13 protein-coding genes are annotated in these 26170 nt (G+C 41.3%); all 13 read left to right on the forward strand.

The genetic code is table 11. The annotated features are described in order from the left end of the window. Positions 1-8 precede the first annotated feature (8 nt). The 13 genes from WG905_RS12745 (at position 9) to WG905_RS12805 (ending at position 26170) form a co-directional block, all read left to right on the forward strand. Entirely contained in the window at positions 9-3203 is a 3195-nt protein-coding gene (locus tag WG905_RS12745) for a SusC/RagA family TonB-linked outer membrane protein (RefSeq protein ID WP_339592110.1), read from the forward strand. A 46-nt stretch (positions 3204-3249) separates the two neighbouring features. Then, on the forward strand, positions 3250-5268 hold the full coding sequence (locus WG905_RS12750) for a RagB/SusD family nutrient uptake outer membrane protein (RefSeq protein ID WP_339592111.1): 2019 nt from the start codon (positions 3250-3252) through the stop codon (positions 5266-5268). 682 nt (positions 5269-5950) lie between these two features. Next, positions 5951-7597 (forward strand): pectate lyase family protein, encoded by a 1647-nt coding sequence (locus tag WG905_RS12755; RefSeq protein ID WP_431844518.1) that lies wholly within the window; start codon positions 5951-5953, stop codon positions 7595-7597. A 5-nt stretch (positions 7598-7602) separates the two neighbouring features. Then, positions 7603-9231: a pectate lyase family protein gene (locus WG905_RS12760; RefSeq protein WP_339592113.1), complete on the forward strand. Its 1629-nt coding sequence runs from the start codon at positions 7603-7605 to the stop codon at positions 9229-9231. Positions 9232-9263: 32 nt separating this feature from the next. Next, complete coding sequence (locus WG905_RS12765; RefSeq protein ID WP_339592114.1) at positions 9264-12437, forward strand: DUF6298 domain-containing protein; 3174 nt, start codon at positions 9264-9266, stop codon at positions 12435-12437. Positions 12438-12440: 3 nt separating this feature from the next. Further along, entirely contained in the window at positions 12441-13850 is a 1410-nt protein-coding gene (locus WG905_RS12770) for a glycoside hydrolase family 140 protein (protein WP_339592115.1), read from the forward strand. After that, complete coding sequence (locus WG905_RS12775) at positions 13850-14809, forward strand: glycoside hydrolase family 43 protein (protein WP_339592116.1); 960 nt, start codon at positions 13850-13852, stop codon at positions 14807-14809. Before WG905_RS12770 ends, WG905_RS12775 begins: the two co-directional genes overlap by 1 nt. Positions 14810-14847: 38 nt before the next feature. Then, positions 14848-16647: a six-hairpin glycosidase gene (locus tag WG905_RS12780; RefSeq protein WP_339592117.1), complete on the forward strand. Its 1800-nt coding sequence runs from the start codon at positions 14848-14850 to the stop codon at positions 16645-16647. Beyond that, positions 16647-18062: a sialate O-acetylesterase gene (locus WG905_RS12785; protein WP_339592118.1), complete on the forward strand. Its 1416-nt coding sequence runs from the start codon at positions 16647-16649 to the stop codon at positions 18060-18062. The genes WG905_RS12780 and WG905_RS12785 overlap by 1 nt, the downstream gene beginning before the upstream one ends. Positions 18063-18066: 4 nt before the next feature. Further along, positions 18067-20850, forward strand: coding sequence for a glycoside hydrolase family 2 protein (locus WG905_RS12790; protein WP_339592119.1), 2784 nt, complete (start codon positions 18067-18069; stop codon positions 20848-20850). A 22-nt stretch (positions 20851-20872) separates the two neighbouring features. Then, positions 20873-23623, forward strand: coding sequence for a glycoside hydrolase family 78 protein (locus WG905_RS12795; protein WP_339592120.1), 2751 nt, complete (start codon positions 20873-20875; stop codon positions 23621-23623). Beyond that, entirely contained in the window at positions 23623-24759 is a 1137-nt protein-coding gene (locus tag WG905_RS12800) for a sialidase family protein (RefSeq protein WP_339592121.1), read from the forward strand. Before WG905_RS12795 ends, WG905_RS12800 begins: the two co-directional genes overlap by 1 nt. Beyond that, entirely contained in the window at positions 24746-26170 is a 1425-nt protein-coding gene (locus tag WG905_RS12805) for an acetylxylan esterase (RefSeq protein ID WP_339592122.1), read from the forward strand. Before WG905_RS12800 ends, WG905_RS12805 begins: the two co-directional genes overlap by 14 nt.

The following is a 26170-nucleotide window of genomic DNA, read 5'->3' on the forward strand; positions in this document are numbered from 1 at the left end:
TATAAAATATGAACTTAAAATTTTTACACAAATTTCAATTGATCTTGCTGCTCATGCTGCTGGTAAGTTCAATTATTTATGCCCAAGAGCGTAAACTTACGGGTAAAGTAGTGGATGCTGCCGATGGGCAGCCATTACCCGGGGTAAATGTAAGTATTAAAGGCTTACCTAGTAATGTAAGTACCAATGCTGATGGTATTTTCACGATCAAGGTTAATGCCGCTACAGATGTAATTGTATTTTCATACATAGGTTTTGTAAGACAAAATATCATTTCTGGAACCCAGAGTAACCTTACAGTAAGACTGGTTTCGGAAGATAATGGGCTTGATGAGGTTGTTGTTGTGGGTTATGGTACACAAAAGAAATCAACCTTAACAGGATCGGTTGTATCCATTAAAACTAGTGAAATTGAAGACCTTCCCGTAAGTAACTTGGGAACTGCAATTGCAGGCAGGTTACTTGGTGTGGGAGTAAGCGGCGGAACATCCCGCCCAGGTTCAGGAACCAAAATCTCCGTACGTAGTCCAAACCCTTTTTTGGGTAAAGACGGTGGAAGTACCGAGCCCCTCTATGTGATAGATGAAGTCATCCAGATAACTCCATCGGGACAACCGGACGCTACTTTGTTTAACAGCCTTGATGCATCTGAAGTTGAAAGCATCAGTGTGCTGAAAGACGGTGCTGCCGCTATATATGGCGCCCGTTCTGCCAACGGTGTAATACTTGTTACGACTAAAAGAGGTAAAGAAGGAAAACCAAGAATCAGTTACAGTGGCTCTTATGCGGTTAATGACGAGGCTTATCGTCCAAAGATGATGAGTGCTTACCAATTCGGACAATATTTCAATATCATGAACGGTCCAAATGGTTCAAATGCAGCAGAAGGAGTGGATAACTTTTTCACTGCTGATGAATTGGAGCATTTTAAAGGTATAGATTATAATTGGCTGGATGATGCCTGGTCTTCGGCATCAAATATGCGCCATAACATAAATGTAAGCGGTGGAGCTGCAAAGGCAACCTATTTTGCCAATGTTTCTTATTATACACAAGAAGGTAATTTAGGTGCACTTGATTTTAACAGGTGGAATTTTAGGGCCGGATCTGATGTAAATGTGGCCACCAACCTTAAGGTGGGCATACAAGTGTCAGGAAACTACTCCGATGTGGCCAGAACATTTAACAAAATTGGTAACGAGGGTTTAGAGAATGATTATATCAACTTGCTGACTACACCTCGTTATATTCCTGCGTACGTTAATGGAAATGCAGTTAAATTACCTGGAACAGAAACGCTTTCGGGTTATCACTTTTATGAAATTGAACGTTTGGGAAATGTGGCGGAAAACAATGACAGGACTTTTACAGTCAACCTTAATGCAGAATATTCCATTCCTTTTGTCAAAGGATTAAAAGCAAGGGCAACCTATGCAACTAACCTTAGCAATGGGGCAGGCTCCCAATTGGGTACAGTATACCAGTTGTATGACTTCCAAAGATTGGGAACTAACAAACATATTTATGATGATGCCACAAATCCAGTAGGCAGAAATTATAAAAACGGCGACCGTTTGTACTATTCGAACATTAACCAGAAAATGACGCAAACCAACCTTATCTTAAACTACAACCGTAGTTTCGGCAAACATACCATTAGTGGTTTAGCGACGGTAGAGAAGGCTGAAGCCGAGTCTATGCAAGCTGATGTTTGGAAAGAATCCCCTTTATTATCTACCAATGGGCAGTTTAATACGGCTTTTGGTGTAGTTGATGGTAAAACTGCGGGTTCTGAGACGGGTTCGTTAGGTTATATTGGCCGTGCAAATTATAGCTATGATAACAAATATTTAGCTGAATTTTTATTTAGAAGTGATGCATCCACCAAGTTTGCGCCAGAAAATTACTGGGGTAAGTTTTACTCAGGATCACTTGGTTGGGTAATTTCTGAAGAAAGCTTTTTTAAAGTTAAAGCCGTTGACTTCCTTAAATTAAGGTACTCTTTTGGTTTATTGGGTGCAGACCAGTTGAAACCATGGTTGTGGAGACAAAGATATAGCTTCCAGGATGGAAAAGGGGCTGTATTTGGTGGCAACTCAAACACCACCACAGGGATGAAAATGGAAGCTTCTCCAAACAGGGATGCTACCTGGGGCAGTGAAATTAAAAACAACCTTGGTTTAGATGCACAATTCCTTAACAGTCGTCTTTCTACCACAATTGAAGCCTATTATAACCATGGTTACGATATTTTGATCGAAAGAACCGGAAACGTTCCAATTACGGTTGGGGGCTCGGTAGCTCCGGAAAATTATGGTGAAGCCAATTTCTTTGGGTATGAAATAGCCTTGGGATGGAATGATAAAATAGGCAAAGATGCTCGTTATGGCATTGATTTGCGTTTTGGATGGGGCGACAATAAAGTGGTGAAGATGAACTATAATGACAATGACATGATGTATCCATGGAATCCAAAATATGGAGAATCAAGTGATATCGGCATGTGGGGAATGGATTATATGGGCATGTTTAAGACTCAGGATGAAGTTACTGCTTATGTAAATCAATATGGCATCAAAGAAGTATTTGGTACACCTGCAGCGCAACTGAAGCCCGGAATGTTATATTACCGTGATGTAAGAGGAGAGTTAAATGCTGATGGTGCATTTGGAGCTCCAGATGGTATTATTAATAACAACGACCAAGTTCAATTGTCGAAAAAGAAAGATAATCCTTACGGATTTGGTATCACTTTAAAAGCGGGTTACAAAGGCTTCAACGTGGATGCCGTGCTTGGCGGATCTTTTGGCGGCTGGTCTGATATTGATGCCAGAAGTAAAATGAACAATAACATCAGCAGGGTATACCAAAGTTTACCGGCTATCTGGGGTGATATTTATGATCCCGCAATTAACCCAACAGGTACAATGCCTAATCCAAACTGGTCTGATATCAGTCTTAAGCCTGCTTCTTCGTTTTGGGGAGTCAATTCATTCAGAATGGTGATGCGGAATTTTAATGTGAATTATACCATTCCTAAAAAACTGATTGAAAATCTAGGTATAAGTAATGCGCGTATCTCCTTTACAGGCTTAAACCCAATTACATTTTATAATCCATATAGTTATAGGGATCCTAGTACAGCTTATAATGCATACCCTAATTTAAAGACATACTCATTAGGTGTTAATTTAACTTTATAGTTAACTAATTTATAGAAGAGTCTAAAACTCAATAAATACGAAATTTATGAAACCAACAAAAATTATATATCTTTTCTCAGCGCTGCTCATCCTTATGGCCAGTTGTAAAAAAGACTTTTTGGAAGAAAAGCGGGACCTTGGTGGTGCCAATGAGGAAGTTTTTAAAGATCCCCTGTTAGCACAAGCTTATGTGGATTATGTTTATGGTATGTTTCTTCCAGCCAATAACGGTACACCCAATGTACAGCACCAAACTGTTAACGAAAATGGGGGATATAGCTCTGCATTTACTCAAACCACAGAGGAGATGGCCGGTGAAACAGATTTCAATAAGGAATGGGCACAAATATCCTATATAAACAACCATGCCTTAAAATATTTTGGTCAAAGAATGGGCGCAAGTATTGCCAACAATACCTGGACAAGGCTAAAGCAGATCAATCTCTTTTTGGAAAATATAGATAAACATGGCATTGATGAAGAAACCAAGGGAAAATTGAAAGGCCAGTTATATTATTGGAGAGCATGGCAATATTTTGAATTGGTAAAGCTTTATGGCGGCGTTCCGTTGGTTTTAACTTCTCAAAACCCGATCATTTCTTCAGGTGAAAATACACAGGTGCCACGCAGTTCATCCACTGAAACTATTGATCAGATATGTGCTGATTTAGATTCTGCCATCACTTTACTTCCTGGAAAGTGGGCTTCTACTGCCGACTGGGGAAGAATTACCAGTGGAGCATCTGCAGCTTTAAAGGGTCGTGTATTGTTGACCTGGGCTAGTCCGTTATTCAACAGAAATGACGATAGAGCCCGTTGGACGAGAGCTTATGATGCCAATGTTGCTGCGAAGGCACTTTTGGAGCAAAATGGTTTTGGTTTATATAAAAAAGGCACTTTAGCCAATGCAACTGCTTGGGGTAATATGTTTTTAGAGGAAGTGAACAATCCTGAAGCCGTTATGGTATTTGGATTTAACAACGTAGCATCCGGCAACCCCCAAAGAAACAATGGCTGGGAACAGGCGGTGAGATCAAAAGAGATCAATGGTGCCGGTTCTATTTCGCCAACAAAACAAATGGTGGATGCTTTCCCTATGAAAGATGGAAAAATGGCAGGCGCTTCTACTTATCCTTATAGTGATCAAAAGTTTTACAAAAACAGAGATCCTCGTTTTTATAAAACCTTTATTTATAATGGTGCGCTGTGGCCATATAAAGAAGCAGCGAATTTCAGACAATGGACTTATACCTGGAAATCTAACGCTAGCCGTGTGGTACCAGATAAAACTACAGAAACCAAAGGCGCTAATTCAAGTGGAATCTACCTATGTAAAGCAACGGGTGCTAGCGGGAGTAATGCGATAGGGGACTTCAAACTAAGTTCGACCGACTTTATGGAAATTCGTTTTGCAGAAGTTGTTTTAAACCTGGCAGAATCGGCCATTGGTGCAGATAAAATTGGTGAAGGCATGGAAGGTATTAAATCTATTAGAGAACGTGCTGGTGTAGAAAATTTAGATGGTTCTTATGGTCTGGCAGGTATCACTGGCCGTGACAATGCATTTGCGGCGGCGCTGAATGAAAGGAAAGTTGAATTTGCCTACGAGGGTAAACGTTTTTGGGATTTAAGAAGGTGGATGCTTTTCAGTGATGAATTCGGTACCCTAACCAGGTTAAAAATGTCTCCATTAAATGAAACCCGCAGAACAGGTTTTTACATCTCTGTTAAAACTGCCGCTGGTGCTGATTATGTTGGTGCAAACGATCCGCTGATTAAAATTTCAAATAACCCGGCAATTGTTATTGAACGCGAACCAACTGCACTCCCTGCAGGTTTTGCTAACTATGATGCTTACCTGGATCACTTATATGACAAACATTTTAAAGTAACTGTAAAGGATGATTTAGATAAAACAAGTCCTGCTAACTGGAAATTTAAATGGTATAAAGAATATTATTTCTTTGGTATCAATCAAACTGCTTTAAGTGGTTCACCTTACCTGGAGCAAACCCAGGGATGGAATAGTTTAACCGGTTCCGGTACTTTTGATCCTTTAAAATAAGGGTTGTACTCATCAAATTTGGTCAGATAGAATTTGTTGAAAGTAGGCAACTGAGACTAATGCCTGAATATTTAAGTGTAAGTACTTAAGTATTCAGGCATTTTTATGAAGGTCTGGTTGCTCCAACTTAAGATTGCTCCAAGAACTGAATTCTCCATTTAATTAAAAGCTTCATTACTATAACAGATGGCCGCAAAGTAACAACCAATGAATTAACTGTAAGCCTATGACCGGCTTCTTTGTTTTTAATGACATTACATTTGCTAATACCTTTCTAGGGCCTTGACAGGGCCTTCACAGGGCATTTAGCCCTACCAACCCCCTACCAACCCCCTGCCAACCCCCTCGTAACGCTCCCCCAACCTCTATTTGTCCTGTACTAGTACGAGTTAACAGTCTGTGTTCCTGAAAAAACCTTATGGTAACATACTTGCGACAATAACACGCCTGGTTAGCATTTAAACCGCAAGATGATAAGATTGTATAAAAGGTGGAGAAAATTATACATTAAATAGCCTTTTATAGGTTGCATTTTTGAAAAGAGATAACCTATCTAACCAATTTTATAAACCTGAATAACCAAACTATAAGCGAACGAAATTCTTTATATATAAATATTAGATTTCTATTTAAAGAATTAAATGCCTATTTTTTGGTCTTCAAATTATTCGACCAAATGAAAATGAGATTTTTGAATTACTCAATAGCAACCGCATTACTCCTGGTAGCCTCTACTGCTTCTGCACAATATCCTAGTATTCCCGCTGATGTAAAAAAAGCAACAGATGAATTGATGCAGGCAGCATACAAACAATCTGATTTAGCTTGGCAAAAAGCAATGCCTATCATTGAAAAAGAAGCTAAAGAAGGTAAACCATATATTCCATGGGCAGGCAGGCCGACAGATCTTCCACAATCAGATTTACTCGCTTTTCCTGGTGCAGAAGGTGGTGGTGCGTATAGTTTTGGGGGGCGTGGGGGCAGGGTTATCGTGGTAACCAACCTCAATGACAGCGGCCCGGGGTCTTTACGTGATGCTTGTGAGCAAGGTGGTGCCAGGATCGTTGTTTTTAACGTGTCCGGAATTATCAGGATAAAATCTCCTTTAATTATTCGTGCACCATACATTACGATTGCCGGACAAACAGCACCTGGTGACGGGGTTTGTGTTGCGGGGGAATCGGTATGGTTGAATACACATGATGTGGTGGTTCGTTTTATGCGCTTTAGAAGGGGTGAAACTTTTGTGGGACGGAGAGATGATGCCATTGGTGGAAATCCGATTGGTAACATCATGATTGACCACGTTTCAGCAAGCTGGGGTCTAGATGAAAACATGTCCATGTACCGTCACATGTATAACGACAGTACAGGTAAAACAGAAATTAAATTGGCTACGGTCAATATTACCATCCAGAATTCTATCTTCTCTGAAGCTTTGGATACCTGGAACCATGCCTTTGGAAGTACATTAGGTGGTGAAAACGCCACATTTATGCGTAACCTTTGGGCAGACAATGGAGGCCGGAATCCTTCAATTGGCTGGAACGGGATCTTTAATTTTGCCAACAACACCATTTTCAACTGGAATAACAGGTCTACTGACGGAGGCGATTATACTGCACTATATAATATCATCAATAATTATTATAAACCAGGACCCGTAACCAATTTAAAAGAACCCATAAGCTATAGGATTCTGAAACCAGAGTCGGGCCGTAGTAAACTTCCTTATGTTGTTTTCGGTCGCGCTTATGTAGATGGTAATATCGTTGAGGGCAATGAAAGAGTAACTGCAGATAATTGGGATGGCGGGGTACAATTAGAGGATAAAAAAGGCGAGCTGATGAGTGCTGAGCAGGCAAAGGGTTATTTCGCTGCCATGCGCCTTAAGAAACCTTTACCAATGGCACAAATCACTATTTTACCAACCCTGGAAGCCCATAAATATGTGCTGGCTAACGTTGGCGCCACGCTGCCTAAAAGAGATGCTGTTGATACCCGTGTAATTGAGCAGGTAAGAACTGGAAAGATTAACTACAAGGAAGGCATTAAATTACCTGAAACAGATTTTAAACATCGCCGTTTGGCTAAGGATTCTTATAAATTAGGCATCATTACAGATATCAGTCAGGTTGGTGGTTACCCTGAATACAAAGGTAAACCTTATATAGATAGTGATCATGACGGGATGCCTGATGCCTATGAAAAAAAGCAAGGCTTAGATGCTAAAAATGCTGCTGATGCCGCAATGATCAGTAAAAGTGGTTATTCGAATATAGAAGTATATTTAAATAGTGTGGTTCCTGTTAAAACTGTAAAACCTTAATTGCAATGAATAAACTTGCAGGCCTACTTTTTGTAATTTCTTCGGCAACAGGTCTAACTGCCTGGGCTCAATATCCTGTAATTCCCGTGGAATTGGAGCGGAAAGCTGATTCTATCTTAAACGATATCAAAGAAAAATCAGACCTTGTTTTTCTAAAGCAAAGTGCTAAAATAGAGGAAGATGCTAGAAACGGCAAGCCTTATATACCTTGGGCAGCCAAGCCAGGGGACCTTCCTCAGGCAAAGATTTTAGCCTTTCCCGGCGCTGAGGGTGGTGGCGCTTACACTTTCGGTGGCCGCGGGGGAAAAGTATTTGTGGTGACAAGTTTAAATGATTCAGGACCGGGAACTTTAAGGGAAGCCTGTGAAGTGGCTGGCCCAAGAATTATCGTGTTTAATGTTTCGGGCATTATAAAGCTCAAAACGCCACTGATCATCAGGGCACCTTACGTTACCATCGCCGGTCAAAGTGCACCTGGTGATGGTGTTTGCATAGCCGGAGAATCTGTATGGATCAATACACATGATGTGGTGATCAGGTTCATGCGTTTCCGCCGCGGGTCGACAGATGTTACCCGCAGAGATGATGCTATTGGTGGTAACCCTGTGGGAAACATCATCATTGATCATGTATCCGCCAGCTGGGGATTGGATGAAAATATGTCCATTTACAGGCATGTGTATGATGCAGGTGATGGCTCAAAACCTAAAAAATTACCTACGGTAAATGTGACTATTCAAAACTCCATCTTTTCTGAAGCGCTGGATACTTACAACCATGGTTTTGGAAGTACAATCGGCGGTTTAAACAGCACTTTCGTGCGTAATTTATGGGCCTCAAATATCAGTCGTAATCCTTCTGTTGGCATGTATGGCGATTTTGGATTTGCCAATAATGTGATTTTTAACTGGTGGAACCGTAGTGCAGATGGCGGCGACAATGATTCGTTTTATAATTTTATCAATAACTATTACAAACCAGGACCGATTACGCCTGTAGATCAGCCCATCGCTTACCGTATATTGAAACCGGAATCAGGCCGTGATAAAAGATTTGTTAACCATTTTGGAAAAGCATACATCCACGGGAATATTGTGGAAGGAAATGAAAAAGTAACCAACGACAACTGGGACGGTGGTGTGCAGATTGAAACCAATGGCAATAAACAGAAAGTATTGGATTCTATGAAGGTAAATAAACCTTTGCCAATGGCTAAAGTTTCGATTATCCCTACTAAAGATGCCTATCAATATGTGTTGCTCAATGCCGGTTCTACCCTGCCAAGGAGAGATCCTGTTGATCAACGGATTATTAAGCAGGTAAGAACCGGAAAAATCGAATACCTGGAAGGTGGAAAAACTGAAATCGGTTCTGCGTTTATTAAACGCCGTTTACCACAGGATGCTTACAAAAAAGGCATCATTACCGACGTGAGCCAGGTAGGAGGTTATCCTGAATATAAAGGTGTGCCCTATAAAGATACTGATCTGGATGGTCTGCCTGATGTCTACGAAAAAAAGCACGGCTTAAATGCTAAAGATGCCACTGATGCGGCAAAGATCACGAAGAACGGTTATTCAAACATAGAAGTCTATTTAAACAGCCTTGTACCCATTAACCAGGTTAAGCCTTAATTATTAATCTTCATTACCTAAAAATAGTCATTTTGTTAAACAAACAATGCCATATAAAATTTGCAAACAGGAAAGCCAGTTGGGCTGTAATTCCCCTGTTGATTTTATTAATGGGTTTGGGTACGCAGGTTTTACATGCGCAAAAGATAAAAGTAATAGCACCACCAAAACCCATTTTTGAAGGTAAGGATGGTAAAATGGGTTATACGGCCGATGAAAAAGGAAACCGTATTCCTGATTTTTCATACAGTGGTTACATGGCTGGTGATGTCCCTATTCCGGAAGCAGTGATCAAGGTCGTTGTTCCCCGGCAAGAGGGTGATGCGACAATGAGGATCCAGAAGGCCTTAAATTATGTGTCTTCTCTTCCGAAAAGTAAAAATGGCCTGAGAGGAGCCGTTTTGCTGGAAAAAGGAATTTACCAGGTGGCTGGTACTTTACATATCAATACTGGAGGTGTAGTTCTTCGTGGAAGTGGTATGGGGGAGGGCGGAACTTTACTTCTGGCTTCAGGATTAGACAGAATGGGAGTGGTACGCATAGCAGGAAAAGCAGATCGAAAGGAAGAAACACCGGTTCAAATTACCAATGATTATGTTCCTGTAAATGCCATGAAGGTAAACCTGGCAAATGCAGCTGCTTTTAAAGTTGGTGACAAAGTGTTAATCCACCGGCCCTCGACTAAAAATTGGATCGACGACTTGGGTACTGTCCATTTTGGTGGTGGTGAAACTTATTTAGGTTGGAAACCTGGTCAGCGGGAACTTTATTGGGATAGAACGATTGTAAAAGTGACAGGCGAGGAACTTACCTTCGATGCGCCACTAACGACTGCTTTAGAGGCAAAGTATGGTGGTGCCACCGTGATTAAATACAATTGGGAAGGACGGATCTCACAAGCTGGTGTAGAGCATTTAAAAATTCAATCTACTTATAATAAAATAAATCCTTTGGATGAAAATCATCGCTGGACAGGAATTTCTTTAGAAAATGTACAGGATGCCTGGGTTCGTCAAATTGTATTTGAAAATTTTGCAGGTTCTGTGGTTAATGTTTTGGAGTCCGGGAGAAGAATTACCGTAGAAGATTGTAAATCACTCGCACCTGTTTCAGAAATTGGTGGAGAAAGAAGGTATACCTTTTTAACCACGGGTCAGCAAACATTATTTCAAAGATTATACTCAGAATATGGCTATCATGATTTTGCAGTAGGCTACTGTGCTGCGGGTCCGAATGCTTTTGTACAATGCCAGGCCTACCTGCCTTATAGTTTTAGTGGTACTATAGACAGCTGGGCATCCGGGGTTTTGTTTGATATTGTAAATATTGATGGACAGGCTTTAAGTTTCATGAACCGGGGACAGGATGGTCAGGGTGCGGGATGGTCGGCAGCGAACAGTGTTTTCTGGCAATGTACGGCAGCAAAAATCAATAGTTACCAGCCGCCAACGGCACAAAACTGGGCCTTTGGTAACTGGGCTCAATTTTCCGGAAACGGTTATTGGGATATGTCTAACGAACATATTAGACCCCGGAGCCTGTACTATGCCCAGTTAAGTGATCGCCTTGGTCAAAAGGCAAATGATCGCGCTCAATTATTACCTGTAGATTCGGAAGCATCAAGTAGTCCGTCGGTTGATGTGGCAGAAAAGCTAACAAAATTGGCTGCTAAACCGGCATTGCAGTTAGCCGAATTTATAGATCATAGCGCTGTTCGTCAGCCCCTTTCTATAAATGCCGCTCAAGCAAAAATAATAGATCACATCAAAACGGAAAAACCTGCTGTTACAAAACTGGCTGATCCAATGTTGATGGAGAATGGTTGGCTTACCCGTGGTGCAGTTTTTTCCGGCAACCGTTTGCAGGTAGCCTGGTGGAACGGTAGCGCCAGGCCTCATGGATTACAGAAAGCCAATGCACACATTACCCGTTTTGTGCCTGGACGTTCTGGTAACGGACTTACAGATAACCTGGATGCAGTAACCGATACCATGCAGCAGGGGAGTGTTAAAATATTGGAGCATAACTATGGTTTATGGTATGACCGCAGACGGGATGACCATGAACGGATTAGAAGGATGGATGGGGAAGTGTGGGCACCGTTTTATGAATTGCCTTTTGCCCGTACCGGACAAGGGAAGGCATGGGATGGCTTAAGTAAATATGACCTGACTCAATACAATCTCTGGTACTGGGACCGGTTAAAGCAATTTGCAGATTTAGCTGACCAAAAAGGATTAGTCCTCATTCACCAAAATTACTTTCAGCACAATATCATTGAAGCTGGGGCACATTATTCGGATTTCCCCTGGCGTACTGCAAATAACATTAACAGCAGCGGTTTTCCTGAACCGGTACCTTATGCAGGCGATAAGCGGATTTTTATGGCAGAACAATTCTATGATTTATCTAATGCCACCCGTCGTCAGCTACACAAGGCCTATATCAGGAAATGCCTGGAGAATTTTGCTGCCAACACTGGAGTTATCCAGTTAATTGGTGCGGAATTTACAGGTCCCCTGCACTTTGTCCAATTTTGGATTGACACCATTGATGAATGGAAAAAAGAAACCGGTAAACACCCTATTATAGGACTGAGTGTAACCAAAGATGTTCAGGATGCCATTTTAGCGGATAAAGTACGGTCGAAAGTGGTAGACCTGATTGATATCAGGTATTGGCATTACCAGGCAGATGGAACAGCCTATTCACCTGTGGGCGGGCAAAGTTTAGCCCCACGACAACATGCACGGTTGCTAAAACCAAAGAAAACTTCTTTTGAACAAGTTTACCGGGCAGTCTCCACCTATAGAAATAATTATCCACAGAAAGCAGTGATGTATTCCGGAGATAACTACACCAGCTATGGTTGGGCCATATTTATGGCCGGCGGTTCCTTAGCCTCCCTGCCTGAACTTAATAAGGAATTATTAGCTGCCGCTGTTACAATGAAACCTACTGTTGTTGCAGGAAACCCTTCAAACCAATATAGCTTGCAGGATCCTGGTAAAGGTTATATTTTCTACAATGGTTCTGCCTTACCGATAAGCCTGGATCTGAAAAAGTTCTCTGGTAGTTTCAGCGTGAAATATATCAACCCGCAGACAGGTGCAGTCATAAAACAAGAAAAAATTAAAGCAGGTTCAATTATTCTGTTACAAAAAACAGCAGCAGCAGATGAAGTTACCTTAATCAATAAAATATAAGATATGATAACCAGAACCACACGATTTTTATTCTTTGCCCTTGTATCCTTAACGGTACTTGGATGCGCAAATGAGCAGGAGCAAGCTGGCTTAAAGCAGCTTAAAGTTTCTGAAAATGGAAGATACCTGATGACCGATGATAACAAGCCTTTCTTTTGGCTGGCGGATACCGGTTGGTTATTGTTCAACAAGTTAAACCGGGATGAGGCAGATCAATACCTTGAAGATAGAAAACAAAAAGGGTTTAATGTGATCCAGGTTATGGTTTTACATTCGGTGCCATCGGTAAATGTTTACGGAGATACTTCTCTGGTTAACGCTGATGTGTCGATGCCGGATACCACCAAAGGGAATTCTTTTAAGAACGAGGCTGAATATGATTTTTGGGATCATGTAGACTATATTGTGGATAAAGCAGCGGAAAAAGGTTTATATATGGCACTTGTTCCGGTATGGGGCACAGATGTTAAAGCCGGGAAAGTCAGTGTGAAACAGGCGGAGTTGTATGCAGAATTTTTAAGCAAAAGATACCGCGACCGAAGTAATATCATCTGGTTGAATGGTGGTGATATCAAAGGCAGTGACTCCATTGCGGTATGGCAAACCATTGGCAGTACACTAAGAAAGAATGATCCAAACCACTTGATTACTTTTCATCCAAGAGGAAGAACGGCTTCTTCAGAATGGTTTCATTCCGAGAAATGGATGGATTTCAACATGGTACAGTCTGGTCACCGTCGTTATGACCAGGATACTTCAAAAAATGAAAAATTGCACTATGGCGAGGATAACTGGAAATATATGGAAGCTGATTATAAGCTTAGCCCTATTAAACCAACCATTGATGGCGAACCCTCGTACGAAGGAATTCCACAGGGCCTGCATGATACACTGCAGCCAAGGTGGACAGCAAATGATGTAAGAAGATATGGCTATTGGTCTGTTTTTTCAGGCGCATTTGGCTATACCTACGGGCAGAATTCTGTAATGCAATTTCATTCTGCAAGTGATAAAGAAACCGCTTATGGTTCTAGTGAACTTTGGGATAGTGCCTTGAATGCGCCGGGAGCTTCACAAATGGTGTTTCTGAAAGACTTGCTGTTGTCCCGCTCTTCTTATTTTGACCGTGTGCCTGATCAATCAATTATTGCTGGAGAAAATGGCAAACAATACAATAGATTATTAGCGACCAGAGGAAAAGACTTCGTTATGGTCTATTCTTATACAGGTGGGGAGTTTGATATCCAGATGGCGAAAATACCAGGCGTTGAGGTTAAAGCTTCCTGGTTCAATCCCCGGAATGGTGAAACTACGGACATCGGAAATATTAAGAACGAAGGAAAACATACTTTTCAAACGCCGGGAGAAAAGAAGGATGGTAATGACTGGGTGCTGCTACTTGATAAGATTTAATGAAAGCTATTTTTAAACATAAATACAACTGCTGTGTCGCTTTCCTCGGGATGGCCCTGCTCACTTTCAGCTCGTGCTCACGCCAGGCGTATATATTTACGTCCTTTCATGAACCGGCTGATGGAGGCTTGCGGCTTTTATATAGTGATGATGCTTACCACTGGACAGACTTAAATCGCACTTTTCTAAAACCTGAAATTGGAAAGCAAAAGATAATGCGGGACCCCTCGATGGTTCAAGGCCCTGATGGTGTTTTTCATTTAGTTTGGACCTGCAGCTGGAAAGGAGATCGTGGTTTTGGTTATGCCAGTTCTAAAGACTTACTGACTTGGTCGCCACAGCAATTTATTCCTGTGCTGGAGCAAGAAGCTGATGTAGTTAACGTATGGGCACCGGAAATTACTTATCACCAAGAGACCGGTGAATACCTTATGATCTGGGCTTCAACAATTCCTTTTAAATTTCCAAAAGGAATAGAAGATGAGGACAATAACCACAGGATGTATGCCATTTCGACTAAAGATTTCAAAGTTTTTAGTAAGCCGGAACTCTTTTTAGATCCTGGATATAGTGTAATTGATGCCGTCATTGTGAAAAGAGCAACAAAAGACTATGTGCTGGTACTTAAAGACAATACCCGGCCTAACAGACATTTGCAAGTTGCCTTTAGCGAACAGGTTAAAGGTCCTTATACCCAGGTGTCGGCGCCTTTTACAGGGAAGTTAACAGAAGGGCCTTCAGTGGTGAAAGTAAAGAATGACTGGTTGATTTATTATGATGCCTACGGTGAAAAGCGATATGCTGCGGCAAAAACCAAGGATTTTAAGTCTTTTAGCGATGTTTCTGCAGAAATTTCAGTTCCGGAGGGACATAAGCATGGTACCATAGTTAAAGTGAAAAGGAAAATAATTGTTAAACTAAAAAAGGACAGCCTGTTACGTGCTTCCTCAAAGAAATAATGAAGAAAAATAAACTTTGGTTAGTAATATTGTTAGCAATGGCAGTCCAGTTAGGACAAGCACAGGATACAGTCCGTTATACCGGTAAAACACTAGTGAATGCCGACTATCACCATGGTCAGCTTACACCTGTTTTGGGGGTGCATAATATTCAAACTTTTCGTGCCAACAGGGAACACCCTGAGTTGGCCGAAGGTTTTGGCTGGACGTATAACCATGCGCCAATGCTGGCATATTGGAACAACACTTTTTACCTTCAATACTTGAGTGATAAGGCAGGGGAAAGTATGGCTCCCGGACAAACTTTTATTCAAACTTCCAAAGACGGTTATACCTGGACTAAACCTGATGTTATTTTTCCAGTTTACCGGATTCCGGATGGTACTAAAAAAGAAGGCCGGGATGATGTGGCAAAAGATTTAGATGCTGTAATGCACCAGCGTATGGGCTTTTATGTATCCAAGAAAAATGTTCTGTTGGTTTTAGGCTATTATGGTATTTGCTTCGATCCCAAAGATGATCCAAATGACGGTAAAGGAATAGGAAGGGTAGTGAGAGAAATTCTACCTGATGGAAAATATGGACAGATCTATTTCATTAGGTATAACCGCGGATGGTCAGAGAAAAATACGTCCTATCCATTTTACACCAAAAGTAAAAACAAGTCTTTTGTGAATGCTTGTAATGAATTGCTGGCCAATCCTTTAATGATGCAGCAATGGAATGAGGAAGCTGATCGTGATGATCCGCTGATTCCCTTGAAAAAACAGTATAAAGCTTTTAGCTATTATCATTTACCTGATGGAAAGGTAGTCGGACTATGGAAAAGTGCTTTAACGGCTATTAGTAAGGATAACGGTAAAAACTGGCCTGAAAATGCAACCAGAGCTCCCGGATTTGTCAACAGCAGTGCCAAAATATGGGGACAAAAAACTGCGGATGGTAATTATGCTACGGTATATAATCCTTCTGAATTCAGGTGGCCCCTGGCTATTTCTACGAGTAATGATGGGTTAAACTATGATAACCTGTTATTGGTGAACGGAGAAATTTCACCGATGCGCTATGGTGGTAATTATAAATCTTATGGTCCTCAGTATGTAAGGGGAATAATTGAAGGAAATGGAAAGCCTGCAGATGGAAAGCTTTGGGTTACTTACAGCATGAATAAAGAAGACATGTGGGTGTCATCGATTCCATTGCCGGTTAAAGCGCAAGCCACTCAGCATGTGAACGAGGTATTTAACACCATGGAAAAAGGTAAGGAACTGGAGTTATGGAATATTTACAGCCCGCTTTGGGCACCGGTTAAAATAACAACGGTTTCAAATGTTCGCAGCCTGGTTCTTAAAGATAAAGATCCTTACGACTATGCGAAAGCAGAAAGGCTTTTCCCTGCTGCCGACCAAATCATCGCTACCTTTTCCATAACCCCTGAGCAAAATGATCACGGTTTGTTAGAGATCGAGTTACAAGATGTGAAAGGCATTGCTGCAGTTCGGCTCACATTTGATTCTACAGGAACATTAAGTGGCAAAGCTGGTGCACGCTATAAGAATTTTATGCAATACAAAGCCGGGCAGCGCTACGATATTAGGGTGAAGCTTAACCTGACCAATCGTTTTTATACGCTAAACGTTAACGGCAAAGATGTATTAACCAGCCTCGCATTTGTGCCTGCGGCTGAAGTATCCAGAATTGTTTTTCGTACCGGTGAAGTCCGTCGTTTCCCTCATGTGGATACCCCGGCAGACCAGGTTTATGATTTAAAGAACCCTGGTGAAATGATAAAAGAGGCTTCCTATTCAATAGAGGGATTAAAAACGGAGGTGTTCTAATGAAAGGATCCCTTGCAGTGAAAAAGCTTATGTTGTTAAGTTTGGTGTGTATGGTAGGGATGGGGGCTGCAAAGGCAACCATCCTTTTACCTCAAATACTGTCCAGTAATATGGTGTTACAACGTCAAAAGCCATTGACTATTTGGGGTTATGGTGCGGCAGGGGAGCCGGTAAGGGTAAGTTTTGCGGGGCAGCATAAAAGGACAGTTACATCCGCAGACGGTAAATGGCAAGTGCTACTTGAGCCACTTAAAACCTCTTCCACTCCTGCAACCATGACTATAGAAGGTTCAAATAAAATAACCTTGAATAATATCTTAGTAGGTGAAGTATGGCTATGTTCCGGGCAGTCTAACATGGAATACGCTATGCGTAAACTTGTTAAATCAACAAAGCCCCTGAAAGAACACCTTGGCTTTCCCACTAACGAGGTAAAAGAAGCAAATGATACCCAGATCCGGATCTTTCTAGTCAACCGTAAAACTTTGCCGAAGCCGGATTCTACTCACAAAAGCTGGAGTGTAGCCCAAGACTCTGCCTTAAAGGCTTTTTCTATTGTAGGTTATTTTTTCGCTAAAAAACTTCATGAAGAACTTGGAGTGCCCGTAGGCATTATCTCCTCTGCGGTAAGCGGAAGTGCCATAGAACCCTGGATTGCTGAACCTGGCAAGTTTTATACCACCATGATTGCACCTTTAACCAACTTCGGTGTGCGTGGATTTTTGTGGTACCAGGGTGAAACAAATTGTTTTTTGAAGGAGAACATCAGTTATGCAAATAAAATGAAGTCGTTAATCGAAAATTGGAGGACGGCCTGGAAGGATACACAATTGCCTTTTTATTATGTGCAGCTAGCGCCATACAATTACTCGAAAAGTAAAGGAAAAATTGTTCTTGATGAACAGTCGGAACCTGAATTTTGGGAAGCACAGGCACAAGTCCTCCGCTTACCTTATACAGGCATGGTAGTGAGTACTGATTTAAATGACAATGGAGACGACTTGCATCCTACCTATAAATGGGAAGTGGGCAGAAGACTGGCTCTCTGGGCATTGGCCAAAGATTATGGTAAAAAAATTAATTATTCAGGTCCTTTCTATAAGGCCATGAAAATAAAAGGATCAAAAGCCATTATAGACTTTGCGCATGTTGGCAAGGGCTTATATAGTAATGATGGGAAACCTATAACAGGATTTACAGTTTCCGGTGCCGATGGCAAATTTGAAAATGCAACGGCGGTTGTTAAAGGAAACCAAATTGTGGTTTCCTCAAAAAACATCAATCGGCCTGTTGCCGTGAGATTTGGATGGCATGAAGCCAAACAATCAAATTTATTCAATAAGGATGGTTTACCGGCCATGCCCTTTCGTACAGACAATCCATTAACAGAACAATTTATAATAGCACAAAAATAAAATAATGAGACTGAAAGCCATTTTTTTCTTTACCCTATTGATGCCGTTTTTTTGTGTGCTGCAAGCACAGCAAACAGACAAGTTATACCTTTCCGGAACTGGAAATGACGATACCGTTAAGTGGGATTTTTTCAGCACTGCAGGCATGAATTCAGGAAAATGGAGCAGCATTGCGGTTCCATCAAATTGGGAACTTCAGGGCTTTGGGCAATACAATTATGGTTTTACGCCAGACAGCCTGCGTGGAAAAGAGCAAGGCTTGTACAAATATGTTTTCCAGGTTCCTGCCAACTGGAAAGAAAAACACATCAACATAGTTTTTGAGGGTTCCATGACAGATACTGAAGTGAAGATCAATGGACAACTGGCTGGCCCGATCCATCAGGGCTCCTTTTATGTGTTCCGCTATCCTGTTCATCAATTATTAAAATTCGGTGCCGATAATTTGCTTGAAGTTAAAGTATCCAAACATTCAGCCAATCAATCCGTAAATGAAGCGGAAAGAAAAGCAGATTTTTGGGTGTTTGGCGGGATTTTCCGGCCAGTTTACCTGGAGTCACTTCCCGTAGATCATTTTAAAAGAATCAAAATCGATGCAAAGGCAAATGGACAATTTAAGGCAGAGGCTTTTATTTCCGGCGATGCCGACAAAATTGCTGTTCAACTCTTTGGTAAGGACGGTAAAAAGTTTGGGAAAAAAGTGCTTGTTACGGTTCCCGCTCAGGCTAAAACCGCTCTAATTTCACATCAATTCTCTTCCCCAAAATTATGGTCAACAGAATTCCCAAATCTCTATACAGCACATTTTACACTCTATAAAAATAATAAGGTAATTCATGTCACGGAGAAGAAAATTGGCTTTCGCACGGTAGAAGTAAGAGAACGTGATGGTGTTTATATCAATGGTGCTAAAATTAAATTTAAAGGCGTCAATCGTCATTCGTTTTACCCGTCTTCAGGTCGTACAACCAGCAAAAAGATAAGTATTGCTGATGTGTTGTTAATGAAAGAGATGAACATGAATGCGGTGCGTATGTCACATTATCCGCCTGATGGCCATTTTCTTGATGCTTGTGATTCCCTGGGTTTGTTTGTGATGGATGAACTTGCAGGATGGCATGGGAATTATGATACGCCAACAGGAACAAAACTACTAGAGGAGATGATGATAAATGATGAAAATCATCCTTCTATCGTGATGTGGGCGAATGGAAATGAAGGCGGACATAACCGGGAGCTTGATGCTTTATTTGGTCAGCAGGATCTTCAAAAAAGACCTGTAATCCATCCCTGGGAGATTTATGGTGGTTTTGATACCACGCATTACCGTGAATTTAATTATGGAATAGGTAATTATGACCATGGACACCAGATTTTAATGCCTACAGAGTTTTTACATGGCATGTTTGATGGCGGCCATGGTGCCGGACTAGAAGATTACTGGAAATCAATGTGGCATAACCCACTATCGGCAGGAGGATTTCTATGGGATTTTGCTGACCAGGGTGTGGTACGTACAGATAAAAATGGTGAAGTGGATACCAATGGCAACAATGGTGCAGATGGCATTGTAGGGCCTTATCATGAAAAGGAAGGTAGTTTTTATACCATCAAAGAAATTTGGAGCCCTGTGTTCTTTGAACACAAGGAAATGACCACTTCCTTTAATGGTTCTTTTTTATTGGAAAACAGGTTTTCATTCACCAATTTAAATCAATGCAGCTTTAGCTGGGAGTTAAAAAAGTTTAAAACTAAAGATCAGGAAGCAACGAATCTAATGGGGAAAGCGACCGCTCCCGATATTAAGCCAAATGAAAAAGGAACGCTAAAAATTGCCTTGCCTACCGATTGGAACGGATATGATGTTTTATATGTAACGGTGAAATCCCCGGACCAAAAAGAAATTTTTACATGGAGTTTCCCAATCGTTCTTCCTGCTCATCAGGCTAAAAAGATGGTTGTAAAAGAAGCCCCGGGGGATGTACAGCTAAAGGAAACAGCGGCAGTTTTTAACGTGTCGGCTAATGGTATTGATTTCGTGTTTGATAAAAAGACAGGGATTTTACAGCGTGTAAACAATGCAAAGGGGTTAATTCCATTTAATAATGGCCCGGTGTTGCAGGAGGGTGTAAATAATTTCAGCAATTTCACTTTTAAAAGAGAAGGAGGAAACGTAATTATTGCCTCTACTTTTAATCGAAAAGAGAGCTATAATACTTTAGAATGGACTATTTATCCATCAGGTTGGCTAAAAATGGAAGTTAAATATTTCCCTATTGCCTATTTTACCACTTTTGTTGGCGTTAACTTTTCTTTTCCGCAAGCCCTGCTTAAAGGCGTGACCTATATGGGTAAGGGACCCTATAAAGTATGGAAGAATAGAATGAAGGGTAATCAGTTCGGTGTATTTGATAAAGAATATAACGAATCCGCAACCGGTGAAGCACCATTTAATTACCCTGAATTTAAAGGGTATTATTCCAATTTATATTGGTGCACCTTTATTGGAAAAGACCAGTCATTTAAGGTAGTTACAGATCAGGAAGATCTTTTTTTAAGGCTGTTTACACCAAAAAAGTCAAAAGATACCTCATGGGACAACATGAGCCCTACTTTTCCTTCTGGGGACATTTCTTTTATGAATGGGATTTCAGCCATTGGAACGAAAACCCAAAAACCCGAAACGACAGGCCCTATGGGAATGAAACACGTTTATTATGATTTTGAAAAGGAACCTGCACGTGCATTAGGGGTAACGTTGTATTTCGACTTTTCAGTAAATAATTGATTTAACCGTTTAGAATCAGCTGATGAACATGAAAATATATATCGTCTTTATTGCAATGTTGATGATCCCTTTTAATTTAGTTAAAGGACAAGTGAATCTGCAAAATCCCCGCTGCGAAATGCTGGTTAACCCCCTGGGTATTGATGCGGTGGAACCCCGATTGAGCTGGGAGATGGCGAGTGCGGAAAGGGATATTCAACAAAACGCGTATCGCGTTATTGTGTCTTCGACGATTGAAAAACTTGCTTTAGATCAGGGGGATGTCTGGGATTCTGGAAAAACGGCTTCAGATCAGTCGAACAATGTAGTGTATAAAGGCGCTGCTTTAAAAAGTCGTAAAGCTTGTTTTTGGAAAGTTAAGGTCTGGACCAATAAAGGAGAGACTGAATGGAGTAAGCCTGCCTATTGGACAATGGGCTTATTGAATTATGCCGATTGGAAAGGCCGGTGGATCGGACTTGATAAATCTTTTGCCTGGGATAATGAAAAACAATTCTCCAGGTTATCTGCAAGGTATTTCCGTAAGGAATTTGAAGCACCGAAGGCCATTAAAAAAGCGACGGCCTATTTAATTGGTTTAGGTCTCTATGAGTTTTACATCAATGGAAAGAAAATAGGTGACCAGGTGCTAGCGCCAGTCCCTACAGATTATCAAAAAGGATTCAAGTATAACACTTTTGATGTAACACAACACCTTAAAGAAGGGAAAAATGCCATTGGGACGATATTAGGTAACGGTCGTTTCTACACCATGCGCCAGGATTACAAACCTTATAAAATCAAAACCTTCGGTTATCCAAAGATGCTGCTGAACCTGGATATTGAATATACTGACGGCACAAAACAGACCATTATTACAGATGACAGCTGGAAGGTGACAGCTGAAGGCCCTATTCTCGCTAATAATGAATATGATGGCGAAGAATACGACGCAAGGAAAGAAATGCCGGGATGGAATAATCCTGGATTTCATGATCAAACATGGCTTAAAGCACAATATGTTCAGGAGGCGGGAGGAATGCCTGAAGCGCAAATGAATGAGAACATGAAAGTGATGGAGACCATCAAACCTGTTTCCTTAAAACAGTTAAAACCGGGGGTATTTATCATGGACATGGGTCAGAATATGGCTGGTTGGATAAAGTTCAGGGTGAAAGGGCAGCGTGGTCAAAAAGTCACCCTTCGTTTTGCGGAAAGCTTGCAGGCGGATGGAACTTTGTTTGATGCAAATCTCCGCGATGCAATCGTAACAGATGCCTATACTTTAAAAGGCGGCGCCACGGAAAGCTGGGAACCTTCTTTTGTTTACCACGGTTTCCGTTATGTGGAAATCAAAGGTTATCCCGGAACGCCAGTCATGGAGAACTTCTTAGGACAAGTTGTTTATGATGATATCAAAACAACAGGTGAATTTAACACCTCTAACGAAACCATCAATCAAATTTATAAAAATGCGTACTGGGGCATTAGAGGGAATTATAAAGGTATGCCTGTAGATTGTCCACAGCGTAATGAACGCCAACCCTGGCTGGGTGACAGGACTACCGGTGCCTATGGTGAAAGTTTTATGTTCGACAATGGACGACTGTATGCAAAATGGTTAGATGATATTCAGCAGGCACAAAGAGCCGATGGAAGCATTCCGGATGTAGCCCCCTCATTCTGGCGTTATTACAGTGATAATGTAACCTGGCCAGGCACGTACTTGTTTATCGCAGACATGCTCTATACGCAATTTGCTGATCAGCAACCCATCAGAAAACATTACGGTTCCATGAAAAAGTGGATGGAGTATATGCAAGTGCGCTACACGACAGATGGTCTGGTAACAAAAGATAAATATGGAGACTGGTGCGTACCACCAGAATCTAAAGAATTGATTCATTCAAAAGATCCTGCAAGACAAACTGACGGGGTACTGATCGCCAGCGCAACTTATTATAAATTACTATTAATGATGGAGAATTTCGCGACGATGCTTCATCAACAAGAGGATGCACAAAACTTTCGTGCACTTGCCGATCAAATGAAAGCTTCCTTCAATGCTAAATTTTTCAATCAGGAAACATCATCCTACAGCAATAATACAGTAACAGCAAACCTTTTGCCTTTGTCGCATGGAATGGTTGCTGAACAGAATGTGGAAGCTGTTTTCAAGAATATTGTGGATAAAACTTTAATTGACAATAAGGGACACATCAGCACGGGGGTTATCGGAACGCAATACTTAATGAGGGGATTCAGTGATTATGGAAGACCTGATATTTCTTACCAACTGGCAACAAACAGAGATTATCCCAGCTGGGGATATATGGTGGAACATGGCGCAACCACCATTTGGGAATTATGGAATGGAAATACAGCCAGCCCAAAAATGAATTCACAAAATCATGTGATGTTACTAGGGGATTTACTGGTTTGGTATTACGAAAATCTGGCTGGTATTAAATCCGCTGCTCCCGGGTTTAAACAAATTGTGATGAAGCCAGAAATCATAAAAGGCTTAAATCATGTCAACGCTTCTTATCAATCCACTTATGGGTTAATTAAAAGTAACTGGACCAAAACAGAGGAACGGTTTATATGGCATATTTCCATACCGGCAAATACAACGGCCATTGTTCATTTACCTGCGGAATCAAGGAAGGCAATAACGGAGAAAGGATCTGCCTTAAAAGACCTGAAATTTGTCGGAATGGAAAATAACCGAGCCTTGTTTGAACTTGGATCAGGAGATTACACTTTCACTGTAGAAAATAAATTTATAAAATAATGTTAAAAAAGAATTTAACCATCATAGCAGTTTTAATTGTTGTTTTTTCAGCAAGTATAAACGCACAATCGAAGAAATGGCGTTCTGGCATCGTAGAGGAACAATATTTATATGATAAAGCACCATTTCCTTCTTGTCATTCTGCAACCATTGCCGAAACGCCCACTGGGTTAGTTGCCTCATTCTTCGGGGGCACCAAGGAAAGAAATCCCGATGTAGAAATTTACATCAGCAGGATGGTTGAGGGAAAATGGCAGGCACCCGTTTCTGTAGCCAATGGCATACAAAGTGATTCTTTGAGGTTACCGACCTGGAATCCGGTATTGTACCAGGTCCCGGGTGGTGATTTATTGTTGTTTTACAAGATAGGACCTAAACCCTCGGAGTGGTGGGGCTTAATGCGCACATCCAAGGATGGCGGGATCACCTGGTCGGCAGCAGAGAAATTGCCTGAAGGTTATATAGGGCCTGTAAAAAACAAACCGGTTTTACTAAGCAATGGGAATTTATTCGCGGCATCCAGCACCGAAGGTAAGGGATGGAAAGTGCATTTTGAAGTGACCAGCGATAATGGAAAAACCTGGCGCCAGGTTGGCCCAATAGCATCCAATGGTATTGATGCCATCCAGCCAAGTATCCTGGATCATGGCAATGGTAAACTTCAAATTGTAGCCAGGAGCAGGAGCAGAGCGCTCGTAACATCATGGTCGATGGATAATGGTGAAACCTGGTCACCTTTAACCACCACAACACTGCCTAATAACAATTCTGGAACAGATGCGGTCACCATGAAGGATGGCAGGCATGTATTAGTTTATAATCACGTATTGCCTCCGGGAGATTTAGCAAAAGGACCAAGGACACCCTTGAATGTTTCCATTTCAAAAAATGGAAAAACCTGGTCTGCTGCGTTGATCCTGGAAGATTCACCGATTAGTCAATATTCCTATCCTGCTGTAATTCAGAGTGCTGATGGTATGCTACATTTTATTTATACCTGGAGAAGGCAAAAAATCAAACATGTGGTTGTAGATCCGGCGAAGTTGAAACTAAGAAAAATTAAAAAGGGATTGTGGCCAAAAGTAAAAGGATACACAGCTCCGGTTCTTTCGGAAACCAAACATGAAGAAGATTAAAATGAAATATACGGTGTTTACTTTAATGCTCTGGAGCATGTTCTGTTTCCAATTGCCTGCTTTTTCACAGGTGCAGGATACCGATCATGCCTATCAGAAGTCATTGTTGGAGGTGTTGAAAGAAATTGAAAACCGCTACCAGGTGAAGATCAAATATTCAGATGCGCAGGTAAAGGACCGCTGGGTTAAATATGCACATTGGCGAATGAGAACTGATGTGGATGAAACGCTACGGAATGTGCTTTCGCCTCTTGACCTTAAGGTCAATAAAGAGAAAGATAAAGTCTATAAATTAAAAGATTATGAATACCATCGATGGGAGGTAAAAGACGGATGGGACTACCTGGCAGAACTTGCCAGTAAATATGATGATAAGACCAGTTGGGAAACCAGGAAAGCACTGCTCAGACCTGCACTTTTTCGGGCCCAGCAGTTATCTCCGCTACCGGCAAAACCAGCAAGCAAGCCTATTGTGACGGCTAAAAGGATCATGGATGGTTATAGTGTGGAAAATATAGCATTAGAAATCTTACCCGGGTTATATGTTAATGGTTCACTCTACCGACCACTGAATGTTAAAGGCAAAATACCCGTTATATTAAGCCCTGATGGGCATTGGGCAAAACATCGTTACAGGGATGATAACCAAATTCGTTGTGCAATGATTGCAAGGATGGGTGCAATGGCTTTTAGTTATGACCTTTTTGCCTGGGGCGAATCATTATTGCAATTTAAATCGGAAGATCACAGGCGCAGCTTGTCACAAGCCATACAAACTTTAGGCGGAATCCGTGTTTTGGATTATTTGCTTTCCCTGAAAGAAACGGATAAAGAGCGAGTAGGAATTAGTGGTGGTTCAGGAGGTGGAAGCCATACTGTTTTGTTAGCAGCTATGGATGAACGCATCAAGTTAAGTGCACCAGTTGTTTCTCTTTCCTCTTATTTCTACGGTGGTTGCCCATGTGAAAGTGGTATGCCCATTCATTTAAGTGCTGGTGGAACCAACAATGTGGAAATTGCCGCCATGACAGCGCCTAATCCGCAATTGATAGTTTCTGATGGAAAGGACTGGACGGCAGAAATGCCACAACATGACTTCCCTTATCTTCAAAAGATGTACGGCTATTATGGAGCAAAAGAACAGGTGGAGAATGTGCATTTGCCGGAAGAAGGACATGACTTTGGCTTTTCAAAGCGCGAAGCCTTATACGACTTCTTAATCAAAAATTTTAAGCTCAATGGAGCTGCGGTGAAAGATAATGTTGGTCATTATGATGAACGCAAATGCACCATAGAAAAAGAACAAGCTATGTATGTTTTTGGAGATAAAGGTGAACGGTTACCAGCCAACGCCATTATGGGTTTTGAAGAATTGGAAAAAGTTTTTAAACAAGCAACCTTAACTAAATAA

The organism is Pedobacter immunditicola (assembly GCF_037482985.1).
GTDB classification, from domain to species: domain Bacteria; phylum Bacteroidota; class Bacteroidia; order Sphingobacteriales; family Sphingobacteriaceae; genus Pedobacter; species Pedobacter immunditicola.

What these genes read in the sequence shown, in the direction of transcription:
- WG905_RS12745 (WP_339592110.1), top strand. Translation starts at nt 9, where the DNA reads ATGAACTTAAAATTTTTACACAAATTTCAATTGATCTTGCTGCTCATG.
- WG905_RS12750 (WP_339592111.1), top strand. Translation starts at nt 3,250, where the DNA reads ATGAAACCAACAAAAATTATATATCTTTTCTCAGCGCTGCTCATCCTT.
- WG905_RS12755 (WP_431844518.1), top strand. Translation starts at nt 5,951, where the DNA reads ATGAGATTTTTGAATTACTCAATAGCAACCGCATTACTCCTGGTAGCC.
- WG905_RS12760 (WP_339592113.1), top strand. Translation starts at nt 7,603, where the DNA reads ATGAATAAACTTGCAGGCCTACTTTTTGTAATTTCTTCGGCAACAGGT.
- WG905_RS12770 (WP_339592115.1), top strand. Translation starts at nt 12,441, where the DNA reads ATGATAACCAGAACCACACGATTTTTATTCTTTGCCCTTGTATCCTTA.
- WG905_RS12775 (WP_339592116.1), top strand. Translation starts at nt 13,850, where the DNA reads ATGAAAGCTATTTTTAAACATAAATACAACTGCTGTGTCGCTTTCCTC.
- WG905_RS12780 (WP_339592117.1), top strand. Translation starts at nt 14,848, where the DNA reads ATGGCAGTCCAGTTAGGACAAGCACAGGATACAGTCCGTTATACCGGT.
- WG905_RS12785 (WP_339592118.1), top strand. Translation starts at nt 16,647, where the DNA reads ATGAAAGGATCCCTTGCAGTGAAAAAGCTTATGTTGTTAAGTTTGGTG.
- WG905_RS12790 (WP_339592119.1), top strand. Translation starts at nt 18,067, where the DNA reads ATGAGACTGAAAGCCATTTTTTTCTTTACCCTATTGATGCCGTTTTTT.
- WG905_RS12795 (WP_339592120.1), top strand. Translation starts at nt 20,873, where the DNA reads ATGAACATGAAAATATATATCGTCTTTATTGCAATGTTGATGATCCCT.
- WG905_RS12800 (WP_339592121.1), top strand. Translation starts at nt 23,623, where the DNA reads ATGTTAAAAAAGAATTTAACCATCATAGCAGTTTTAATTGTTGTTTTT.
- WG905_RS12805 (WP_339592122.1), top strand. Translation starts at nt 24,746, where the DNA reads ATGAAGAAGATTAAAATGAAATATACGGTGTTTACTTTAATGCTCTGG.